The following is an 18,728-nucleotide window of genomic DNA, read 5'->3' on the forward strand; positions in this document are numbered from 1 at the left end:
CGTTTGTTCGGTTCCGTCGCGTGAAGTGAAGCGCACCCCGGCGAGATGGGCAAAGGCTGCAACGGGGACCGTTGTCATTACCCTTAAGGGGACTCTGACCTGCGACGATGCTCGACCGGTGCCGGGTCGATCAGATCGTGGGAAAATCTGGTCATGGTCCAGCGCCCCGGTGTGCCGACCGCACCCGAGCTCGTTCTGGAAACCGACACGGGCTCCATTCCGATGAGCCCGGGCCGGACGTATCACGTTGGCCGGGACCCGCTCTGCGAGATCTGCCTCGACGACGCCCGCGTCTCCTGGCACCACGCGATCCTGCGCCCCGACGACGGCCACTGGACGGTGCAGGACGACCACAGCACCAACGGCACCTGGGCCGACGGCCAGCGCGTCCAGGAGTGGAGCGTCGGCGTCGGCAGCGAACTGCGCTTCGGCAGCGCCGAGGACGGCCCGCGCGCCGTCCTCGTCGGTGCCGCGCCTGCCCCCGCGCCGCATGCCGGCCGGCCGTCCCGGGTCTCGAACCCCGCGCTGACCAGTACCTTCCGCACGCCCTCCGCCGTCCGCCCGCTGCCGGCCCGTACGACCGTCCGGATCGGCCGGGCCCCCGAGAACGACCTGGTCGTCAACGACCTGGTGGTCTCCCGCCGACACGCCGAACTGCGCGGCCTGCCCGACGGCAGCTACCAGATCGTCGACCTGGGCAGCCACAACGGCACCTACCTCAACGGCGCCGCCGTCGCGGTGGCCCCCGTCGCCGAGGGCGACATCGTCGGCATCGGCCACTCGGCCTTCTGCCTGGTCGGTGACCGGCTGGAGGAGTACGTCGACAACGGCGAGGTGTCCCTCGACGTCCAGAGCCTGACGGTCACCGTGGACCACGGACGCAAGACCCTGATGGAGGGCGTTTCCTTCCCGGTCGGCGCCAAGTGCCTGCTCGCCGTCGTCGGACCCAGCGGCGCCGGCAAGTCCACCCTGCTCGGCGCACTCACCGGCCTGCGCCCCGCCGAACACGGCACCGTCCTCTACGACGGCCGCGACCTCTACCGGGACTACGCCGAGCTGCGCAGCCGCATCGGCCTGGTGCCCCAGGACGACATCCTGCACTCCCAGCTCAAGGTCCGCCGGGCCCTCGTCTACGCCGCCGAGCTGCGCTTTCCGCAGGACACCGCCAAGGCCGAACGTGAGGCCCGCGTCGACGAGGTGATCCGCGAACTCGGTCTGGTCGAGCGCGCCGACCAGCCCATCCACAGCCTCTCCGGCGGCCAGCGCAAACGCGTCTCCGTCGCCCTCGAGCTGCTCACCAAGCCCTCCCTGCTCTTCCTCGACGAACCCACCTCCGGCCTCGACCCCGGCATGGACCGATCCGTCATGCACACGCTGCGCGGCCTCGCGGACGACGGCCGCACGGTCATCGTCGTCACCCACAGCGTGCTCAACCTCGAGGTCTGCGACCGCCTCCTGGTCCTCGCACCCGGCGGGCGCATCGCCTACTACGGCCCCCCCGACGAGGCCCTCGGATTCTTCGGCTACGACCAGTGGCCCGAAGCCTTCGAGGCGTTCGAGAACCAGCGCGACCGCGACTGGGCGGGGGACTACCGGGCCTCACCGCTGCACCGCCGCTACGTCGACGTCGCCGCCGGCGGGCCGCCGCCCGCAGGGGAGGTCGGACGGGTCGCCGGCGTCGTGCCGCATTCGCCGCCCAAGGCCCAGAGCTGGGGCTCCCAGCTCTCCACCCTGATCCGCCGGTACTCCGCCGTGCTCAGCGCCGACCGCACCTTCCTGATCATCATGGTCGCGCTGCCGTTCGTCATGGGCGCCATGACCCGCGCGCTGGCCGGCAGCGTCCTCAATGCCGAGACGGCGCTGAACGCCCTGTTCATCCTGTGCGTGGGCGGAGTCCTCATCGGCGCCGCCAACGCGGTGCGCGAACTCGTCAAGGAACGCGTCATCTACCAGCGCGAGCGCGCCGTGGGCCTGTCCCGGTCGGCCTATTTGATGTCCAAGGTGGTGGTCCTCGGCGCGGTCACGATCGCCCAGGCCGTGGTCCTCACCCTGGTCGGCCTCGCCGGAGTCCGCATCAACGCCCCCGGCGGTAAGGGTCTCTTCCTGCCACCGCTGATCGAGATCACCCTCGTCGTCGCCCTGCTGTCCGTCACCGCCATGGTGCTCGGACTGCTGATCTCCGCCCTGGTGAGCAAGGAGGAGGTCACCATGCCGCTGCTGGTCCTGCTCACCATCGTCCAGGTCGTCTTCTGCGGCTCCCTGCTGAAACTCACCGGGGTCCTCGTCATCGAACAGCTGGCCTGGTTCGTGCCGGCCCGGTGGGCCATGGGCGCGATGTCGGCCACCATCGACCTCGGTGCCATCGTGCCCGGCAAGATCACCCAGGACCCGTTGTTCGATCACAAGGCCGACGTGTGGATGCTCGAGGTCGGGATGCTGGTCGGCCTGTCCGTGCTGTTCGCCGTGCTGGTGATCCGGGTGCTGCGCCGCCACGAGCCGACGATCATGCGGAAGTAGCTTCCATGACCAGCCCCGACGCGGTCGAGGATTTCCGGCCCACCCACATCGTCCCGCAGGAGGGCCTGCCCGCGTGGGAGACCCCGGACGTGTCCCACCCCACCGTGCCGCTCGACGCCTTCCTCCCCGTACAGCTGCTGTCCCGGCGCGGCGACTGGGGGGAGGTCCTGTGCGCCAACGGCTGGTCCGCCTGGGTGGACGGGCGGCTGCTGCTCTCCGTACCGCAGCCGCCGCCCACCGCCGGAGGGCAGCCCCCGGGGCGCGCCGAGGACCCCGGGCCGCAGCTCGACCGCGGCGCCGAAGCCCTGGACCGCTACCGGCGGGCCGTCGCCGAACTCGCCGCCGGGCGTACCGACAGCGAGGCCTTCCGCCGGACCGTACGGGGCCTGCGCGCCGGGATCGTCATCGACGGGGAGGCCGTGTGGCTCTACGACGAGCGGGCAGGGCGATGGATGTACGGCGACGGGACCCGCCTGGCGACCTACGCGGCCGTCGCCGGCCCGGGCGCCTCGCCCGGGCCCCAGCCGCCGGCGCCCGACCCGGTCGCGGTCCAGCTCGACGCGGAGCCCGAGCAGTCGGTGGGGCACGCCCCGACCCGCATCGTCGACACGCCCGAGCCCGGGGACGGGTGATGGAGCCGGATCCGGTCGGCGGGCCCCCGTCCGACCTGCGGGGGAAGCAGATCGCCGGATACCTGGTGGAGAGCGAGATCGGGCGCGGCGGGATGGCCGTCGTCTACCGGGCGCGGGACCTGCGCCTGGACCGGACCGTGGCGCTGAAGCTGCTGGCACCCGAACTGGCCCGGAACGACACCTTCAGGCAGCGGTTCGCGTTCGAGTCGAGGGTGGCCGCGGCCATCGACCACCCGCACATCGTGCCCGTCTTCGAGGCGGGTGAGACGGAAGGACTGCTGTACATCGCGATGCGCTACGTCGCCGGGCGGGACCTGCGGGCGATGCTGAACCGCACCGGGCCGCTCCCGCTGGACACGGCCACGCGGATCGCGGGGCAGGTCGCCTCGGCGCTGGACGCGGCGCACGACCACGACCTGGTGCACCGGGACGTGAAACCGGGCAACATCCTGGTCGCGCAGGGCACGGACAGCGACCACCCCGAGCACGTGTACCTCACGGACTTCGGACTGACGAAGAAATCGCTGTCGCTGAGCGGGTTCACGAGCGTCGGGCAGTTCGTCGGGACGCTGGACTACGTGGCCCCGGAGCAGATCGCCGGCAAGCCGGTGGACGGCCGGTGCGACGTGTACAGCCTGGGGTGCGTGGTCTACGAGACCCTCGCCGGCGGCCCGCCCTTCGAGCGGGACGACGACATGGCCTTGCTGTGGGCCCATCAGTACGATCCCCCGCCCCCGCTGAGCTCGCGGCGGCCCGGGCTGCCGGGGGCGCTGGACGAGGTCCTGGCGAAGGCACTGGCCAAGTCCCCGGAGGACCGCTGGAGCACCTGCCTGGAGTTCACCGCGGCCCTGCGCAGCGCCGGCTCGTCCCCCGTCCGTCCGTCGACGCGCGTGGTGCCCGCGTCGCAGGACGCGGCCCCGTCACCGCCGCGGTGGGCGCTGCCGGTGTTCGGACGGCCGGCTTAGGCGTGCGGCTCGGGAGTTGTGGCTCAGGAGTGCGGGTGGCTCAGGAGTGCGGGACCGGGGCGGGTTCGTCCTCGGGGCCGCGGTGGTGGAGGGGGCGGGCCAGGAGAGATCCCAGGAAGCCCGCCACCGCGCCCCAGAGGAGGGCGAGGCCCACCGTGCGCCACAGGACGGGGTTGAGTTCCACCGTGCCGCCGAGGCCGCCCACATCCCCGATGCCCAGGAGGGAGAGCCCGAACTGGGCCTGGATCCGCGCCAGCAGACAGATCATCAGGGTCGCGAGGGCCAGGGCCACACCCAGATGGAGCGCGTGTTTCCAGGGGCGTACGTGCGCGGGGGACCATACGGCCGCCAGCACGCCCGTGCCCAGCAGCAGGACGGCGGCCACCACCACCAGCCACCACGCCCGGGAGTCCCGCTCGGCGAGCGCGGCCACGTCGACCGTGGACAGGTCGGAGCCGCGCAGGACCTGGTCCAGCAACTGCGGCATCGGCAGCCCGAAGGGGCCCTCGACCTTGCCCTCCCAGGCACCGCCGAAGCCCAGGGTCAGTGCGAGCCAGACCAGGTTCGGCAGGCCCAGCAGGATCACGGCCAGGGTCTGGGCGGCATGGCCCTGGGTCGCGGCCACGACCACGCCGACCCCGATGCCGAGGGCGACGTACGCGAGCAGGAGCACGACCGTGGCGAAGGCCGCCGGGCGCACCGCCGCGTGGAAGCGGACCAGCCCGGTCGGGAGCGGTGCGCGGCGCGAGACCAGCAGGGCGACCAGCAACAGGCCCAAGATCCAAAGCAGTCCGAAGAAGAGCGTGACGGGCAGGTCGGCCCGGAAACCCACCGTCGGCGAGGAGTCGAGGAGTTCGCCGATCACTCCAATGGGGGAATCGCCGGTGGAGATGCCGAAGGTCTGCCGGGCGAGGAGCGCGGCGCCGGTCAGGGCGAGGAGCCACAGCAGGATCAACGGGACGGCCCGTCCGATGAGTTCGCGGGGCCGGGCCACCGCCCGGTTGTGCAGGGGGCGCAGGAAGCAGTAGCCGGCCATGAGGGCGCCGGCCAGGCTCACCGAGAGCGGGAGCACCGACAGGCTCGCGTCCGCCCCCGCCAGGGAACCGGCGCTGCCCGTCACCTCTACCGAACCGCCGGCCGCCATCACGACGACCGCGGCGACGACACGGGGGAACGCGCCGCCCGGCAGGTCCCCCGCGCCCGCGCACGCCAGGCCGGCCGAGGCGACCGCGGTCATCACCGCGAAAGCCGCGACCACGGCGACGAGGGCGTCGCGCCATGCCCCCGCGGAGCCCCCGGACGATGGTGATCTCGGTGTCTGGCTCACCCTGCAACCGTGGCACTCTCGGCTTGCGGGCACCACCCGGACGGCGCACACAATGGTCCGCAGGGAACTCACTCCTCCTGCAAAGGAGAGCCCGTGACCACGCAACCCTCCGGCCGACCGCCCTCGTCAGAACGCCCCACCGGGCCGCCATCGGGCCCGCTCTCGGGCGGGCAGCAGGGGCCCCCACCGCCCCCACCACCGTCGGCGCCGCCCGGTGGCGCGGGCGGCCCCGGCGGACCGGCCAAAGGTCCCTGGTGGCGGTCCGTACCCCGGCTCGTCACCGCACTCGTCGCGGTAGCGGCGGCCGTGGCCCTGGCCGTGGTGCTGACCAGGCCCGGCGGCGGTACGGCCGCGGGCGGCGAGGTGTTCCTCCAGCCGGCCGCGGCGTCGGGCCCGGACCCGTTCACCGAGTCGACCGCGTCGCGCGACGCCACGCCGCCGCCGGACAGCCCGCCACCGTCCGGTAGCAGGACGCCGGCCGCCACGGGCGCCACCGTCACCACGGGCACCCGGACCGTCAGCGGGTCCTCGCCCGGGGTGTACGAGGGCACCAAGAACGTCGCCAGCTGCGACGTCGAGAAGCTGATCAAGGACCTGTCCGCGAATCCGTCCAAGAACGCCGCCTTCGCCTCGGCCCTCGGCATCCAGCCGGCGGCCGTCCCCGGCTACCTCCGCTCGCTCACCCCCGTGCAGCTGCGGATGGACACCCGGGTCACGAACCACGGCTACCGGGACGGCAAGCTCAACCCCTACCAGGCCGTGCTCCAGGCCGGGACGGCCGTGCTCGTGGACGACCGCGGGGTGCCGCGGGTGCGGTGCGCGTGCGGGAACCCGCTCGGGCCGCCGGTGGCGCTCAAGGCCAATCCGAAGCGCTTCGGGCAGGTGTGGAACTCGTACCAGCCCGCGCAGGTGGTCGTCATCGCACCGTCGGTGACCGTCGTGAACACGTTCGTGATCTACGACCGCCACAACCGGCACTGGTACGAGCGCGACCGCGGCGACCACCACGGCAAGCACGACAGGCCGGTGCCGCCGCCCGTGTTCCCGACTCCGACTTCGTCGCACCCGACGCACAGGCCGACGCACCCGACGCACACGCCGACGCACCCGACGGGCACCCCGACGTCGACCGTGACGCCGTCGCCGACGCCGACCGTCACGCCCTCGGAGTCCCCGTCGAAGTCCCCGTCCGAGTCGCCTTCCGTGACGCCGTCGACCTCGCCTTCGGAGTCCCCGTCCCAGTCGCCGTCGGAGTCGCCCTCCGAGTCGCCTTCGGCGTCGCCCTCGGAGTCTCCGTCCGAGTCGCCTTCGGAGTCCCCGCCGGAGTCGCTTTCGGCGTCGCCGTCCGAGGCGACCGAGCCCGCGTCTTCGCCGCCGGCGACCAAGCCGCGTTCGGTGGAACCGCAGTCCCTGCCGCCCTCGCCCGAGGTGCCGGTGTCCACGGCCCCGCTGCCGACTCCCGCGCCCGAGGTGCCGACGGTCGCGCCTCCGCCGTCGCCGGAGCAGCCGAACCAGGAGCAGCAGAACCAGGAGCAGCAGAACCAGAACGAGCAGAACCAGAACGAGCAGAACCAGAACCAGCAGAACCAGCAGAACCAGAACCAGCCTGAGCAGTAGCAGCGTCCCGGGCCGCCTCCTCCACGCGGGGGAGGCGGCCCGGCCTGCCGGCGGAGCTACGTACGCCGCTGCCGTCCGGCGAGCGCGTCGCCCGCCGCGCCCACCGCGAGCCCGAGCACCACCATCACCACGTAACCGAAGATCTCGTAGCCCTCGGGCACGAGGAAGCGGACGAAGCCCATGAAGTGGATCCAGTCGAGCCATTCGTGCAGCAGGCCGCTCGCGCCGCCGACGACGAGGACGAAGGAGAGCAGCCCTGACACGGCCGTCACGGGGGATTTCGGTGGGGGTGAGGTCATGCTCCGACGGTAGGCGGGCGGCGCCGGGCGGCGGATCGGCCGTTGGGCGGCGACGGGTGGTACCTAAGTATCCGGTTCGCAGCGCGGAAGCCCGGTCACGGCGGGGTCCGCGTAGATTTCCGGGACATGCGCCGCATCCACCGCATCCACCGCACCCGCCGGGACTGGGCCGCCGACCTGGCCCTCGTCCTCTTCGCCGCCTGTTTCGCGGCCGTCAGTTCGCAGTCCATCCCGGTGGCGGACAGCATCGGCCCCGCGTGGCGGGCAGCCGACCAGGCGGCCGGCGGACTGGCCTGCGCGGCGGTGCTGCTGCGGCGGCGCTGGCCGGTGCAGCTCGCGGTGCCGCCGGGGACCCGGTGCTCTCCCCGGCGGTCACCCGTCGGCTCATCGAGCGGGTCGCGTCCGGCACCGGCCAGGACACCCGGGCGGCCGCCCGGGAAGGGCTGGAGCTGCTGGCCGGGCGCGAGCGGGAGGTGGCCCTGGCGGTCGGGCGCGGCCTGTCCAACGCGGAGATCGCGCGGGAACTGCATCTGGCGCTGCCGACCGTGAAGACGCACGTGTCCCGGATCCTGGCCCGGCTGCACCTCAACAACCGTGTCCAGATCGCCCTGTTGGTCCACGACGCGACCACGCCGGACGGTTAGCCGCCCGGCGAGGGCGGCGTGGCAGGCGCGGCGAGCAGTACGGCCGTCACGGCCCACCAGCCGGAAGAGGCCCGGGCGGGGCGTTCGGCGAGCTCGGGGTCGAGGACGGCCGGCAAGGTCCGCCGGGCGGGCGTCGGGGCGGCCCGCACTGCTGCCGTCGGGGCGGCGGCCGGCTCCGGGTCCTGGTCCCGGAAAGAGCGGGCCGAGGGCGAGCGGGTCCCGGTACGGCCGGACGGCCAGGCGCCGCTCGGGCCCCCGCGCGAGCCCTGGCCGTGAGACGCTGGCTGCATGGCCCAGTGGGGACAGAATCCCGAGGTCGACTGGCCCGCGCGGCCGGATACGAGCCTGGCGCTCAACCGCATGGGCACCTTCGACTGGGACCTCGACAGCGGGCGGATGTTCCTCGACCCGACCGCCCTCGAGGTCCTCGACCTGCGCCCGGACGAGTTCGACGGGACCACCGCCGGACTGCGCCCCCGCATCCCGCCCGCCGACGAGGCCCGGCTCGAGGCCCGCGTCGCGCAGGCCCTCAAGGACGGCCACAGCCACTACGGGGCCTACGTCCGCGGCCGCCGCCGGGACGGAACCCTGGCCTGGATCCACATCCAGGGGCACATCGTGCGGGACCCGGGCGGGCGCCCGTACCGGGTCATCGGGATCCTCCGCGACGCCGCCCACGACCCCGGCGAGCCCGGCGCCGCCGGGGAGCAGGCCGAGGACCGGCGCCGGATGACCGGCGTCGTCGAGCGGACCACGGCCATCCTCGCCCACGCCCGCACCGTCAACGACGTGACCGACGTCCTCAAGGACCCGGAGGCCCTCGGGCACCTGGGCGCCGTCAGCGTGATGCTGGGCGTAGTGGACGGCGCTCGCATCCACCTGGTCGCCGAGGGGCAGCTGGGCTCGTACGTGCCCGAGATCGAGTACACGCGGATCGACGCGCAGTTCCCGATGAGCGAGGCCGTACGCACCATGCAGCCGGTCTACCTCGCCTCACGGGAGGAGTTCCAGCTGGGCTACCCGCAGCTGTGGCCGTACATCGAGCCGCTGTCCGTGCGCAGCGGGGCCTACCTGCCGCTGATCGCCCAGGGACGGCCCATCGGCGCACTCGGGCTGCTCTACACGCGCGACGGCGACTTCACCGCCGAGGAGCGCAACCTGCTGATGGCGCTCGGCAGCGGCATCGCACAGAGCCTCCAGCGCGCCATGCTCTTCGAGCAGGAGCACGACCTGGCGGAGGGCCTCCAGCGGGCCATGCTGCCCCGCCGGATCCCCGAGGTCCCCGGTGCGCGGATCGCCGTGCGGTACCGGTCCGCACGGATGGGGCGGGACATCGGCGGCGACTGGTACGACGTGATCCCGCTCGGCGAGGGCCGCGTCGGGGTGATGATCGGCGACGTGGAGGGGCACGACACGGACGCGGCCGCCGTCATGGGCCAGCTGCGCATCGTGCTGCGCGCCTACATCGCCGAGGGGCACACCCCCGGCACAGCCATGGCGCGGGCCTCGGCCTTCCTGCGCGAGCTGGAGACGGACCGCTTCGCCACCTGCACGTACGCCGAACTGGACCTCACCACCGGGATGCTCCGGATGGTCCGAGCCGGCCACCTCGACCCGGTGGTGCGGCGCGGGGACGGAAGCTGCCACCGGATCCAGGTGGCGGGCGGCCTGCCGCTCGGCCTGCCGCCCCGCGAACAGTCCGGGACCGGCTCCGGGTACCCGGTCACCAGCCTCGAACTGCACCCCGGTGACACCCTGCTGCTGTGCACGGACGGCCTGATCGAACGGCCCGGAGCGGACCCGGACACCGGCATGCGCGAGCTCATGGCCGCGGCCCGCGGCGGCCCGGTCGACGTGGAGGAACTCGCCGACGTGCTGTGCGACCTGGTCGGCGACGCGGGCGGCGGGGACGACATGGCCCTGCTCGTCCTGCGCCGCCGCGGCACTCCCACCGGGCGCGGCGGCGGTCCGCTGCGCCAGCGGCTGGAACCCGGCGATCCGGAGGCCCCGGCGATGGCCCGGCACCTGATCCGGGCGGCCGTGGCCGCCTGGGGAGCACGGGAACGGGCCGACGAGATCGAACTCGCGGCGGACGAGCTGATCACCAATGCCCTGGTCCACACGGACGACGGCGCCGACGTCGGCATGCGGCTGACGGCGGAAGGCCGGATCCGCATCGAGGTCGAGGACACCAGCAGCGCCCTGCCGAGGCGGCGCGAGGCGGGGGACTGGGCGGTGTCGGGACGCGGGCTGCTGCTGGTGGAGCGGCTCGCGGACGCCTGGGGCGTGGAGCCCCGGGGCGGCGGCAAGTGCGTGTGGTGCGAGTTCGCCGTCACCGCCCCGGAGCAGCCAAGCTGAACGCCGGAGGTCAGACGGCGGCGTACGGGCCCTGCACGGCCTTGGTGTTCTGCAGGGCGGTGAGCTTGCGGACGAAGAGGACGGCGAGTACCGCGGCGGCGACCATGATCAGGTCGGAGACGATGCCGACGGCGGAGGCGTCCCGCAGGGCCTCGGGGGTCTCGGCGCGCTTGTACATCTGGGCGAAGACGCGGTCGACGCACGCCGCGACGACCCAGACGACCCACCAGGCCGTGAGGGGAGCGGTGGAGACGTGGCGGTAGGAGCCGTCGGGCCCGAGCTGGATGCTGGCCGTCCAGATCTGCCGCGCGGTCCGGTAGGGGAGGAACAGGTGGCCGACGGGGATGAACCAGGCGCCGATGGCCCAGCCGCGCCCCTGTGTGAAGGCGTCGGGGCGGAAGATCTCGCCGTTCACGCGTGCGCGGTGGAACCAGATGATGAAGACGGTGCCCGTGCCCAGCAGCACCAGGAGCTGGACGCTCCCGGCGAAGGCGGTGAGCATGTCCGACAGGTCGAGCGTGTCGTCCGCGACCTGGTCGGGGTCGGCGATCAGGTCCTTCATCAGCGACCAGGCGAACAGGTTGGAGCCGGCCGAGAACAGGTTGACCGCGGCCGCGACGGACAGCAGCACGGTCAGCGCCGTCGCGAGGCCCTGCGGAGAACGCAGCACGTCACGGGGCGGCGGCGGGCCGGGATACACGGGCTGCCCGGGGTACGGCTGCGCCGGGTAGGGCTGCGCCGGATACGGCTGCGCCGGGTACGGGGCGGCCGCGGCGTACGGCGGCCGGTCGGGCGGCGGCGGTGAACCGGGCGCGCTGAAGGACATGACGGAGTACCCCCCACGGGAACGTGTGACATGCGGATCGCGCCTGCCGACGGGCGCGCAGGCAACCGCCGAAACATATGTCAGCCCGCTGACCTGCGTCCAAACGATTCCAAGGGTCACCGGTGGGCACCAGCGGCTACAGGCGTACGAGCGTGACCTCGGTCGCCTTCACGCTCGTCCACACCTGGGCGCCGTCGACGATGCCCAGTTCGGCGGCCGCTTCGGGGGTGATCTCCGCGACCAGGTCCGGCGCCTCGTCCGGGGCGATCAGCACGCGCAGCCGGCTGCCGACCGCCGTGATCTCCCGTACGGTGCCCGGCCAGACGTTGCGGGGGCTGCCGCCCGGGCGGTCCCGGTGCACGGACACCGCCTCCGGGGCGATGATCGCGAGGGCCTGCGCCCCCTCGGGCAGCGCCTCGGCGACGACAAGGCGGCCCCCGGCGGCCAGGGCCAGTCCGTCCGCCGACGCCATGCCCGGCCAGGCGTTGCGCCCCAGCATCCGGGCCACCCACGGGGAGCGCGGGTGCCGGGTCACCTCGGAGGGCGGCGCGTCCTGGAGGGTCTGCCCGTCGGCGAGTACGAGGACCCGGTCGGCCAGCGAGACCGCCTCGACGGGATCGTGCGTGACGATGAGGCAGACCCCGCCGAAGCCGGCCAGGTGCGTGCGCAGGGTGTGCCGGACGTGGGCCCGCGTCGTCTGGTCGAGGGCGGCGAGCGGTTCGTCGAGCAGCAGGAGCCGGGGGCGGGCGGCCAGGGCGCGGGCGAGGGCGACGCGCTGGGCCTGGCCGCCGGACAGCTGGGCGGGCCTGCGCTCGGCGAGGTGCCCGACGCCCAGCCGGTCCAGCCAGGTCCGTGCCTCGCGCCGGGCGTCGGCCCGCCGCACCCCGTGGGCACGCAGCCCGTACGCGGTGTTGGCCAGCGCGCTCAGGTGCGGGAACAGCGCGCCGTCCTGCGGGACCCAGGCGACCTGCCGCCGGTGCGGGGGCAGGTCGGTGACGTCCGTGTCCCCGAGCCTGAGGTCGGCGTGGGCGCGCGGGGTCAGGCCGAGGAGGGCGCGCAGCAGGGTGGTCTTGCCGGCGCCGTTCTCGCCGACGACGGCGATCGTGGTACCGGGTTCGGCGTCGAGGGTGAGCCGGTTGAAGCCGGTGACGGTGGCGTGCAGGGACCAGGCTCCGGCCGCGGCCGGTAGAACCTCAGCCGGTACGACCTCCGCCAGTACGTCCGCCGCCGGTTCACCGGCGGGCGCGGGTACGGACGGTACGGACGGCTCCTCGGCCACCGGCGGCGCCCCGGCGGGCTTGCGGGGGACGGGAGCGCCCGTCCAGCGGCCGCGCAGCGCGATCAGCACGGCCATGGCGATCGCCAGCAGCAGCAGGGAGACGGAGGTGGCGGCCTCGGGCTCGTCCTGGAGCAGCAGGTACACCTGGAGCGGCAGCGTCTGGGTGGTGCCGGGCAGGTTCCCGGCGAAGGTGATGGTCGCGCCGAACTCGCCGAGCGCGCGGGCCCAGGTGAGCGCGGCGCCGGCGACCAGGCCGGGGGCCACCATCGGCAGGGTCACCGTGAAGAACACGCGGACCGGCGAGGCGCCGAGCGAGGCGGCGGTCTCCTCGTAGCTCTGCCGGAGCCCCCCGAGGGCGCCCTCCAGGCTGATGACGAGGAAGGGCATCGCCACGAACGTCGCCGCGACGACGGCGCCCGACGTGTGGAAGGGCAGGGTGATCCCGAAGCTCTCCTCCAGCCAGGGCCCGAGCAGACCGCGCCGGCCGAAGCCGAGCAGCAGGGCGACACCGCCGACGGTCGGCGGCAGCACCATCGGCAGCAGGACGAGCGAGCGGACGAGTGCCTTGCCCTTGAACTCCACGCGGGCCAGCAGCCAGGCGAGCGGGACACCGAGGAGCAGCGAGAGGCCGAGGGCCCAGAGGGACACCACGAGCGAGAGGTGCAGGGCCTGGACCACGCCGGGGCTGCTCAGGTGGGCGCCGAGCTCGCTCCACTGGGTTCGGGTGAGGATGCCGATCAGCGGCAGCAGCAGGAACGCGACGGCGAGCAGCGCGGGGATCGCGAGGGTCAGCGGTGGCCGGGTGCGGGTGCGGAGTCTGCTCATGGAGGTGCTCGGGTTCCTGGCTCGGGGGCGGCTGCGGGAAGCGTACGCGGGCCTGCCGCGGGCACGGAGAGGGCCTGCCGCGGGCACGGAGAAGGGCTGCCCGTCCCCCCGGACCGGGCAGCCCCTCACACCGCGCGACGGCAGACGGCAGACGGTGGGCGGCAGGCGAGGCCTGCCGCCCGCGGGCCTACGCCTGCTGGAAGCCCGCGTCCTGGAGGATCTTCTGCGCCTCCGGGGTGCTCAGCCAGGCAACGAACGCGGCCGCGGCCTCGGGGTTCTTGGACTGCTTCAGCGCGGCGGCCGGGTAGGAGGCCACCGCGTTCTGGTCGTCCGGGATGTCCACGGCGACGACCTTGTCGCCCGACTTGGCGGAGTCGGTCTTGTAGACGAGGCCCGCGTCGGCCTCGCCCAGCTCGACCTTGCTGAGCACGGCGCGGACGTTGGGCTCCTGGGAGACGGGCTTCACCGTGACGCCCTGCTTGTCCAGGATCTCCTTGCTGTAGCGGCCCACCGGGACCTCGGGCGCGGCGAGCACGACCTTGATCTTCGTGTCGGCGAGGTCCTTGAGGGCGGCGATCTTGAACGGGTTGCCCTTGCCCGCCGCGATGACCAGGCGGTTCTTGGCGATGATCTTGGCGTCGCCGGTCTCGCCCTTGAGGCCGTCCATGGTCTTCGTGTCGGCGGTGACCAGGGCGTCGGCCGGCGCGCCCTGCTTGACCTGCGCCGCGAGCTCCTGCGAACCGGCGAAGGAGAAGGTCACCTTCGTGCCGGGGTGCGCCTTCTCGTAGGCGGCGCCCGCGGTCTTGAAGACGTCCGTGAGGGAGGAGGCGGCGAGGACGGTGAGGTTCGCGGCCTTGGGCTCGGCGGAGGCGGAGCTCGACGCGTTGCCGGAGGAGCCGGCGGCGGGCTTGGTGTCCCCGCTGCCGTTGCCGCAGGCGGCCAGCGGGACGAGCAGGGCGGCGGTCAACGCGGCGGCGGCGGCACGGCGGCGGTTCAGGGTCGGCGACATGGGTGGATGCTCCTCGGTGAGGTCGGCGGCCGGTCTTGTGCCGGGACCGGGGCGGTCCTGTATGCGGCGGGACTGCACGTGCGACAAGGTAGAGCCACCCGTGGCGCATTTGCAATTGGCTTGGGCTCATCTACATGGCAGATGCCATACCCCTTGTGATATCCGCCGAAAGTCCTTCGGTCATTCCGTGCCCGCCTCGCTAAAGTCGGGGCATGGCTGATGAGGCAACGGGAACCGGAACGGGAACGGACATGGGATCCGTGCGGGTGGACGCGTGGATCTGGTCCGTGCGCCTGACGAAGACCCGCTCGACGGCGGCGACCGCCTGCCGGGCGGGGCACGTGAAGGTCAACGGGGAGCGCGCCAAACCGGCGCAGCCCGTGCGCGCGGGCGACGAGGTGCGGCTCTTCCACGCGGGGCGGGAGCGCATCGTCGTGGTCCGCCGGCCCGTGTCCAAGCGGGTGGGCGCTCCGGTCGCCGCCGAGTGCCTGATCGACAAGAGCCCGCCGCCGCCGAGCCCCGTCGAGGCCGCGGTGGTGGGCATCCGCGACCGCGGTGCCGGCCGCCCGACGAAGCGCGAGCGCCGGGAGATCGAGACCCTCCGCGGCCGCTGACTCCCTACGCCTTGCGGTACTCGTACGCCTCGCCCGCGGCCGATTCGACCGCCGGCAGGGGGGCGCCGGCGGAGGCGGCCACCACCGCCGCCACCGCGCCCTCCAGGAACGGCGCGTCCACCAGGCGGGCCCCCGCCGGCAGTTCACCCTCCGCCAGCAGTGACTTCACGGTGAGCACGGAGCTGCCCAGGTCCGCCAGCAGGGCGACACCCGCGCCACGGTCCACCTCCCGCGCGGCCGCGAGGATGCGCTCCGCGCTCGTGCCGAGGCCGCCGTCGACCGTTCCGCCCGCCGCGGCCACCGGGGCCATCGGGCCGCCCGCCGCCAGGCCCCGGGCGAGCTCCGCCACCGACTCAGCGACGGATTCGCTGTGCGACACCAGCACGATGCCGACCAGGCCGGCCTCCGTTTCCGCGGAGGCCGGCCCGGCGCCCGGCGCGGGGGTCGTCAACCCGAGGTCGTCCACCACGTCCGCCAGCGCCACCAGCAGCAGTGCCGACGAGGTCGCGCCCGGATCCTGGTGCCCGATGCTCCGCTCGCCCAGGTAACTGGCCCGGCCCTTGCGCGCCCGCAGCGGTACCGTCGCCAGGGCCCCGTGCTCCGCCGCGTCCGCGGCCGCCCGGTACGAGGTGCTCAGCGCGGTCACCCCCGGGACCAGGGCGTCCAGCATCGTCTTGTCGCCCGGCGCCGCCCCGCCCAGCTGCGCCACCGCGCCCACCCCCGCGTACAGGGCCTCGCGCAGCACCTCGTCGGAGACCTCGGCGGCCTCTCCGAGCTCCTTGCCGGTACGCCTCAGCAGCGTCCCGTACAGCGGCCCCGAGGCGCCGCCGACGGTCGAGATCAGGGTCCGTCCGGCGAGCTGGAGCACCGCGCCCGGCGTCGCCTCCGCCTGGGCCTCCGCGCTCAGGGCCGCCCGTACCGCGGTGAAGCCCCGCAGCAGGTTGCTCCCGTGGTCCGCGTCCCCGATGGGCGAGTCGAGTTCGGTCAGCCGGTCCGCCTCGCGCTCCACGGCGGCCGCCGTGGTCGTCATCCAGCGCCGGAAGAAGTCTGCGTCACGCACCGGATCTCCTCGTGTCGGATCAACCTGGCCGGGCCCACGGCCACCTTACGGTCAGCGGCCCCAGCGCAGCGCGGGCGTCTGCACCGGGGCGTCCCACAATCGCAGCAGTTCCTCGTCGGCCCGGCACAGCGTCACCGAGCATCCCGCCATGTCGAGAGAGGTGACGTAGTTCCCGACGAGTGTCCGCGCCACCGGCACTCCGCGCGCGTCCAGTAGCCGCGCCACGTCGGCGTGGAACCCGTACAGCTCCAGCAGCGGCGTCGCCCCCATGCCGTTGACCAGGGCCAGCACCGGCCCGTCGGCCGGGGACACCTCCGCCAGCTCCTCCAGTACGGCGGCCAGCGCGACCTCGGCGATCTCCCGCGCGGGCATCATCGGCCGCCGCTCCCGGCCCGGCTCCCCGTGGATGCCGACGCCCAACTCGAGCTCCCCGTCGGGCAGGTCGAAGGTGGGGCTGCCCTTGGCGGGCGTGGCGCAGGCGGTGAGCGCCACGCCGAAGCTGCGCGAGGACTCGTTGACCCGCCGGGCGATCGCCGCGACCCGTTCCAGCGGCGCCCCCTCCTCGGCCGCCGCCCCGGCGATCTTCTCCATGAAGAGCGTGGCCCCGGTGCCGCGCCGCCCGGCGGTGTACAGGCTGTCGGTCACGGCGACGTCGTCGTTGACCAGTACGCGCTCGACCCGCCGGCCGTCCTCCTCGGCGAGCTCCGCGGCCATCTCGAAGTTCAGCACGTCACCGGTGTAGTTCTTGACGACGAACAGCACCCCCTGCCCGGAGTCCACGGCCTCGGCCGCCCGCAGCATCTGATCGGGCACGGGTGAGGTGAACACCTCCCCGGGACAGGCGGCGGACAGCATCCCGTACCCCACGAACCCGGCGTGCAGCGGCTCGTGCCCGGAGCCGCCCCCGGAGACCACCCCGACCCGCCCGCCGTCCCGCGCGTCCCGCCGTACGACGACCCGCCGCTCCACGTCGACGTCGAGCTCGGGGTGGGCGGCCGCCATCCCCCGCAGGGCGTCGGCGACCACGGTGTCCGGACTGTTGATCAGCATCTTCACGGTTGTCTCCCAGGAAGCTCGGCCTGAGGAGAAGTCTGGCGCAGTACGGGGCTCATTTCGTGGTGTGCGCCGTGATCGGGGCGGACCCGGCCACGCCGTATTCGTGCAGGTGTTCGGTTTCGGGGTTAGGGTGGGGTCATGCACGCAGTACAGGGCATGGGCCTTCAGGGTTCCCTCTTCGACCAGGGCGACGAGATCCGGCTCGGGCCGCTCACCGGCATCCGGCGCACCGCGCTCGGGGCCGGGGCCTGGGTCGATCACCTGCCCGGCTGGCTGAGCGGCGCCGACGCGCTCTTCGAGCGGCTGGCCGCCGAGGTGCCCTGGCGGGCCGAGCGGCGGCAGATGTACGAGCGCGAGGTGGAGGTGCCCCGGCTGCTCGCCTTCTATGCAGCGGACGAGGCCCTTCCGCACCCCGCCCTCGCCGAGGCCCGCGAGGCCCTGAGCCGTCACTACGCCGCCGAGCTCGGCGAGCCCTTCGCCACCGCCGGGCTGTGCCTCTACCGCGACGGTCGCGACAGCGTGGCCTGGCACGGCGACCGGACCGGCCGCTCCGCTACCGAGGACACCATGGTCGCGATCGTCTCCGTCGGGGATCCCCGGGACCTCGCCTTCCGCCCGCGCGACGGCGGGGCCACCCTGCTGCGGCTGCCGCTGGGTCACGGCGACCTCGTCGTCATGGGCGGCTCCTGCCAGCGGACCATGGAGCACGCGGTGCCCAAGTCGACGCGGGCCGTCGGCCCCCGCATCAGCGTGCAGTTCCGCCCCCGCGGCGTGATGTGACAAGCCCAGGCCCAAGCTCAAGCCCAGGCCCCGGCCGCGGTCAGACCCTGTCGGGCTCCTTCAGCGGCCGGGCCGTCGTCGCGGCGGCAGCCGCGTGCAGCGACCGCAGCGCCAGCATCAGCAGTCCGATGTCGTCCAGGTACACCGGGTCCGGAATCAGGTCCACCGGTGAGACGGTGTAGATCACGGCGACCCAGAACAGGGCCTTGTCGCGCAGCGGGATCCCGGCGTCGAGGAGCAGTCGCCGGGCACTGAGGACCCGTACGAGCAGCACGGCCGCGGCGATCGCGAGTCCGGCCGCGACGACCGCGGCGAGCATGAACCAGGTGTTTCCGTCCACGTGGCCCCTATACCCGCCCTGCGGACCCGCGTACCACTCAGGCCTCCTGTGCGCGCAGGCGCCGGCCGACCTCGCCCAGTCCGTCGGCGAGCGCGTCGAGCTGTTCGGGGGTCAGGACGTCGATGAGGATCTCCCGGACCGTTGTCACGTGCCCGGGCGCCGCCTGGTCGAGCAGGGCGCTGCCTGCCTCGGTGAGGACGGCGAAGACCCCGCGCACGTCGGAGGGGCAGCTGCGGCGGCGGACCAGGCCGGCCTTCTCCATCTGGGTGATCTGGTAGGTCAGCCCGCTCTTGGAGTTGATCAGGCCATTGGCCAGTTCGGTCATCCGCAGCTCGCGGCCGGGGGCCGCGGCGAGCCGTACGAGGATCTCGTACTGGGGGTGCGAGAGCCCGGAGTCGTCCTTCAGCTGCTGGTCGAGACGGCGGTTCACCAAGGCCGAGGCGGCCAGGAATCCACTCCAGGCCCGCTTCTCGCGGTCGTCCAGCCATCTCGTTTCAGCCATGACCCCAGCCTACACGGGTTGTTCCAATTTGAATCAAAGGTTAGGGTCGGTGCTCGGCGGTTCGAATTTGAACAACTC

Annotated in this window: 16 protein-coding genes and 3 pseudogenes; 8 read left to right on the forward strand and 11 right to left on the reverse strand. The window is 73.4% G+C overall.

All coding sequences use genetic code 11. From position 1 onward, the window contains the following. Nucleotides 1-153: 153 nt before the first annotated feature. The 3 genes from OHA89_RS33055 to OHA89_RS33065 are packed head-to-tail and all read left to right on the forward strand — an operon-like array spanning nt 154 to nt 4,114. Nucleotides 154-2,517, forward strand: coding sequence for an FHA domain-containing protein (locus tag OHA89_RS33055; RefSeq protein WP_266611438.1), 2,364 nt, complete (start codon nt 154-156; stop codon nt 2,515-2,517). A 5-nt stretch (nt 2,518-2,522) separates the two neighbouring features. Next, complete coding sequence (locus OHA89_RS33060) at nt 2,523-3,149, forward strand: hypothetical protein (protein WP_266611440.1); 627 nt, start codon at nt 2,523-2,525, stop codon at nt 3,147-3,149. After that, a complete protein-coding gene (locus tag OHA89_RS33065; RefSeq protein WP_215148522.1) occupies nt 3,149-4,114 on the forward strand; it encodes a serine/threonine-protein kinase in 966 nt (321 codons plus the stop codon). The genes OHA89_RS33060 and OHA89_RS33065 overlap by 1 nt, the downstream gene beginning before the upstream one ends. Before the next feature lie 40 nt (nt 4,115-4,154). On the opposite strand, the gene OHA89_RS33070 is transcribed toward OHA89_RS33065, so the two are convergent. Then, entirely contained in the window at nt 4,155-5,441 is a 1,287-nt protein-coding gene (locus OHA89_RS33070; protein WP_266611442.1) for a streptophobe family protein, read from the reverse strand. Between the two features lie 93 nt (nt 5,442-5,534). On the opposite strand from OHA89_RS33070, the pseudogene OHA89_RS33075 reads away from it, so the two are divergent. Further along, a pseudogene (locus OHA89_RS33075) lies at nt 5,535-6,815 on the forward strand (DUF6777 domain-containing protein); the annotation flags it as partial. A gap of 299 nt (nt 6,816-7,114) precedes the next feature. On the opposite strand, the gene OHA89_RS33080 reads toward OHA89_RS33075, so the two are convergent. Next, nucleotides 7,115-7,357 carry a hypothetical protein gene (locus OHA89_RS33080; RefSeq protein WP_266611444.1) on the reverse strand — a complete coding sequence of 81 codons (243 nt, stop codon included), beginning with the start codon at nt 7,355-7,357 and terminating at the stop codon, nt 7,115-7,117. Nucleotides 7,358-7,650: 293 nt separating this feature from the next. On the opposite strand from OHA89_RS33080, the pseudogene OHA89_RS33085 reads away from it, so the two are divergent. Then, nucleotides 7,651-8,001, forward strand: a pseudogene (locus OHA89_RS33085) (response regulator transcription factor); the annotation flags it as partial. Here OHA89_RS33085 and OHA89_RS33090 read toward each other — a convergent pair. Next, on the reverse strand, nt 7,998-8,291 hold the full coding sequence (locus OHA89_RS33090) for a hypothetical protein (protein WP_406367769.1): 294 nt from the start codon (nt 8,289-8,291) through the stop codon (nt 7,998-8,000). The pseudogene OHA89_RS33085 and the gene OHA89_RS33090 sit on opposite strands and share 4 nt — an antisense overlap. Here OHA89_RS33090 and OHA89_RS33095 point away from each other — a divergent pair. Continuing rightward, nucleotides 8,290-10,359 (forward strand): SpoIIE family protein phosphatase, encoded by a 2,070-nt coding sequence (locus OHA89_RS33095; protein WP_266611448.1) that lies wholly within the window; start codon nt 8,290-8,292, stop codon nt 10,357-10,359. The two genes, OHA89_RS33090 and OHA89_RS33095, sit on opposite strands and share 2 nt — an antisense overlap. Before the next feature lie 10 nt (nt 10,360-10,369). On the opposite strand, the gene OHA89_RS33100 is transcribed toward OHA89_RS33095, so the two are convergent. The 3 genes from OHA89_RS33100 to modA all read right to left on the reverse strand — a co-directional run bounded on the left by OHA89_RS33100 (nt 10,370) and on the right by modA (nt 14,298). Then, nucleotides 10,370-11,185, reverse strand: coding sequence for a DUF4328 domain-containing protein (locus OHA89_RS33100; protein ID WP_266611450.1), 816 nt, complete (start codon nt 11,183-11,185; stop codon nt 10,370-10,372). 136 nt (nt 11,186-11,321) lie between these two features. Further along, nucleotides 11,322-13,289 (reverse strand): ABC transporter permease, encoded by a 1,968-nt coding sequence (locus OHA89_RS33105; protein WP_406367770.1) that lies wholly within the window; start codon nt 13,287-13,289, stop codon nt 11,322-11,324. A 187-nt stretch (nt 13,290-13,476) separates the two neighbouring features. After that, the gene (gene modA / locus OHA89_RS33110) at nt 13,477-14,298 is read right to left on the reverse strand and encodes a molybdate ABC transporter substrate-binding protein (RefSeq protein ID WP_406367771.1); all 822 of its coding nucleotides are present in this window, start codon (nt 14,296-14,298) and stop codon (nt 13,477-13,479) included. A 212-nt stretch (nt 14,299-14,510) separates the two neighbouring features. Between modA and OHA89_RS33115 the strand changes: the two genes are divergently transcribed. After that, nucleotides 14,511-14,912: an RNA-binding S4 domain-containing protein gene (locus OHA89_RS33115; protein ID WP_406367772.1), complete on the forward strand. Its 402-nt coding sequence runs from the start codon at nt 14,511-14,513 to the stop codon at nt 14,910-14,912. Between the two features lie 4 nt (nt 14,913-14,916). Here the strand turns inward: OHA89_RS33115 and OHA89_RS33120 are convergent, their stop codons facing one another. From OHA89_RS33120 to dhaK, 3 genes and pseudogenes are all read right to left on the reverse strand, one after another. Beyond that, nucleotides 14,917-15,396: a PTS-dependent dihydroxyacetone kinase phosphotransferase subunit DhaM gene (locus OHA89_RS33120; protein ID WP_406368679.1), complete on the reverse strand. Its 480-nt coding sequence runs from the start codon at nt 15,394-15,396 to the stop codon at nt 14,917-14,919. Beyond that, nucleotides 15,370-15,972: pseudogene (gene dhaL, locus OHA89_RS33125) on the reverse strand (dihydroxyacetone kinase subunit DhaL); the annotation flags it as partial. The gene OHA89_RS33120 and the pseudogene dhaL, both read right to left, overlap by 27 nt. 51 nt (nt 15,973-16,023) lie before the next feature. Further along, nucleotides 16,024-17,028 carry a dihydroxyacetone kinase subunit DhaK gene (gene dhaK / locus OHA89_RS33130; RefSeq protein ID WP_406367773.1) on the reverse strand — a complete coding sequence of 335 codons (1,005 nt, stop codon included), beginning with the start codon at nt 17,026-17,028 and terminating at the stop codon, nt 16,024-16,026. A gap of 138 nt (nt 17,029-17,166) precedes the next feature. Here dhaK and OHA89_RS33135 point away from each other — a divergent pair, with 138 nt between their 5' ends. Beyond that, complete coding sequence (locus OHA89_RS33135) at nt 17,167-17,808, forward strand: alpha-ketoglutarate-dependent dioxygenase AlkB (protein WP_406367774.1); 642 nt, start codon at nt 17,167-17,169, stop codon at nt 17,806-17,808. 40 nt (nt 17,809-17,848) lie between these two features. Here the strand turns inward: OHA89_RS33135 and OHA89_RS33140 are convergent, their stop codons facing one another. Then, entirely contained in the window at nt 17,849-18,127 is a 279-nt protein-coding gene (locus OHA89_RS33140; protein ID WP_406368681.1) for a YkvA family protein, read from the reverse strand. A 58-nt stretch (nt 18,128-18,185) separates the two neighbouring features. Further along, entirely contained in the window at nt 18,186-18,650 is a 465-nt protein-coding gene (locus OHA89_RS33145) for a MarR family winged helix-turn-helix transcriptional regulator (RefSeq protein WP_257557981.1), read from the reverse strand. Nucleotides 18,651-18,728: the final 78 nt, after the last annotated feature.

Source organism: Streptomyces sp. NBC_01546, from assembly GCF_045208355.1.
Classification (GTDB): domain Bacteria; phylum Actinomycetota; class Actinomycetes; order Streptomycetales; family Streptomycetaceae; genus Streptomyces.

Coding starts and splice junctions, on each gene's coding strand:
- OHA89_RS33055 (WP_266611438.1), top strand. CDS start 154: ATGGTCCAGCGCCCCGGTGTGCCGACCGCACCCGAGCTCGTTCTGGAA.
- OHA89_RS33060 (WP_266611440.1), top strand. CDS start 2,523: ATGACCAGCCCCGACGCGGTCGAGGATTTCCGGCCCACCCACATCGTC.
- OHA89_RS33065 (WP_215148522.1), top strand. CDS start 3,149: ATGGAGCCGGATCCGGTCGGCGGGCCCCCGTCCGACCTGCGGGGGAAG.
- OHA89_RS33080 (WP_266611444.1), bottom strand. CDS start 7,357: ATGACCTCACCCCCACCGAAATCCCCCGTGACGGCCGTGTCAGGGCTG.
- OHA89_RS33095 (WP_266611448.1), top strand. CDS start 8,290: ATGGCCCAGTGGGGACAGAATCCCGAGGTCGACTGGCCCGCGCGGCCG.
- OHA89_RS33090 (WP_406367769.1), bottom strand. CDS start 8,291: ATGCAGCCAGCGTCTCACGGCCAGGGCTCGCGCGGGGGCCCGAGCGGC.
- OHA89_RS33100 (WP_266611450.1), bottom strand. CDS start 11,185: ATGTCCTTCAGCGCGCCCGGTTCACCGCCGCCGCCCGACCGGCCGCCG.
- OHA89_RS33105 (WP_406367770.1), bottom strand. CDS start 13,289: ATGAGCAGACTCCGCACCCGCACCCGGCCACCGCTGACCCTCGCGATC.
- modA (WP_406367771.1), bottom strand. CDS start 14,298: ATGTCGCCGACCCTGAACCGCCGCCGTGCCGCCGCCGCCGCGTTGACC.
- OHA89_RS33115 (WP_406367772.1), top strand. CDS start 14,511: ATGGCTGATGAGGCAACGGGAACCGGAACGGGAACGGACATGGGATCC.
- OHA89_RS33135 (WP_406367774.1), top strand. CDS start 17,167: ATGCACGCAGTACAGGGCATGGGCCTTCAGGGTTCCCTCTTCGACCAG.
- OHA89_RS33140 (WP_406368681.1), bottom strand. CDS start 18,127: ATGCTCGCCGCGGTCGTCGCGGCCGGACTCGCGATCGCCGCGGCCGTG.
- OHA89_RS33145 (WP_257557981.1), bottom strand. CDS start 18,650: ATGGCTGAAACGAGATGGCTGGACGACCGCGAGAAGCGGGCCTGGAGT.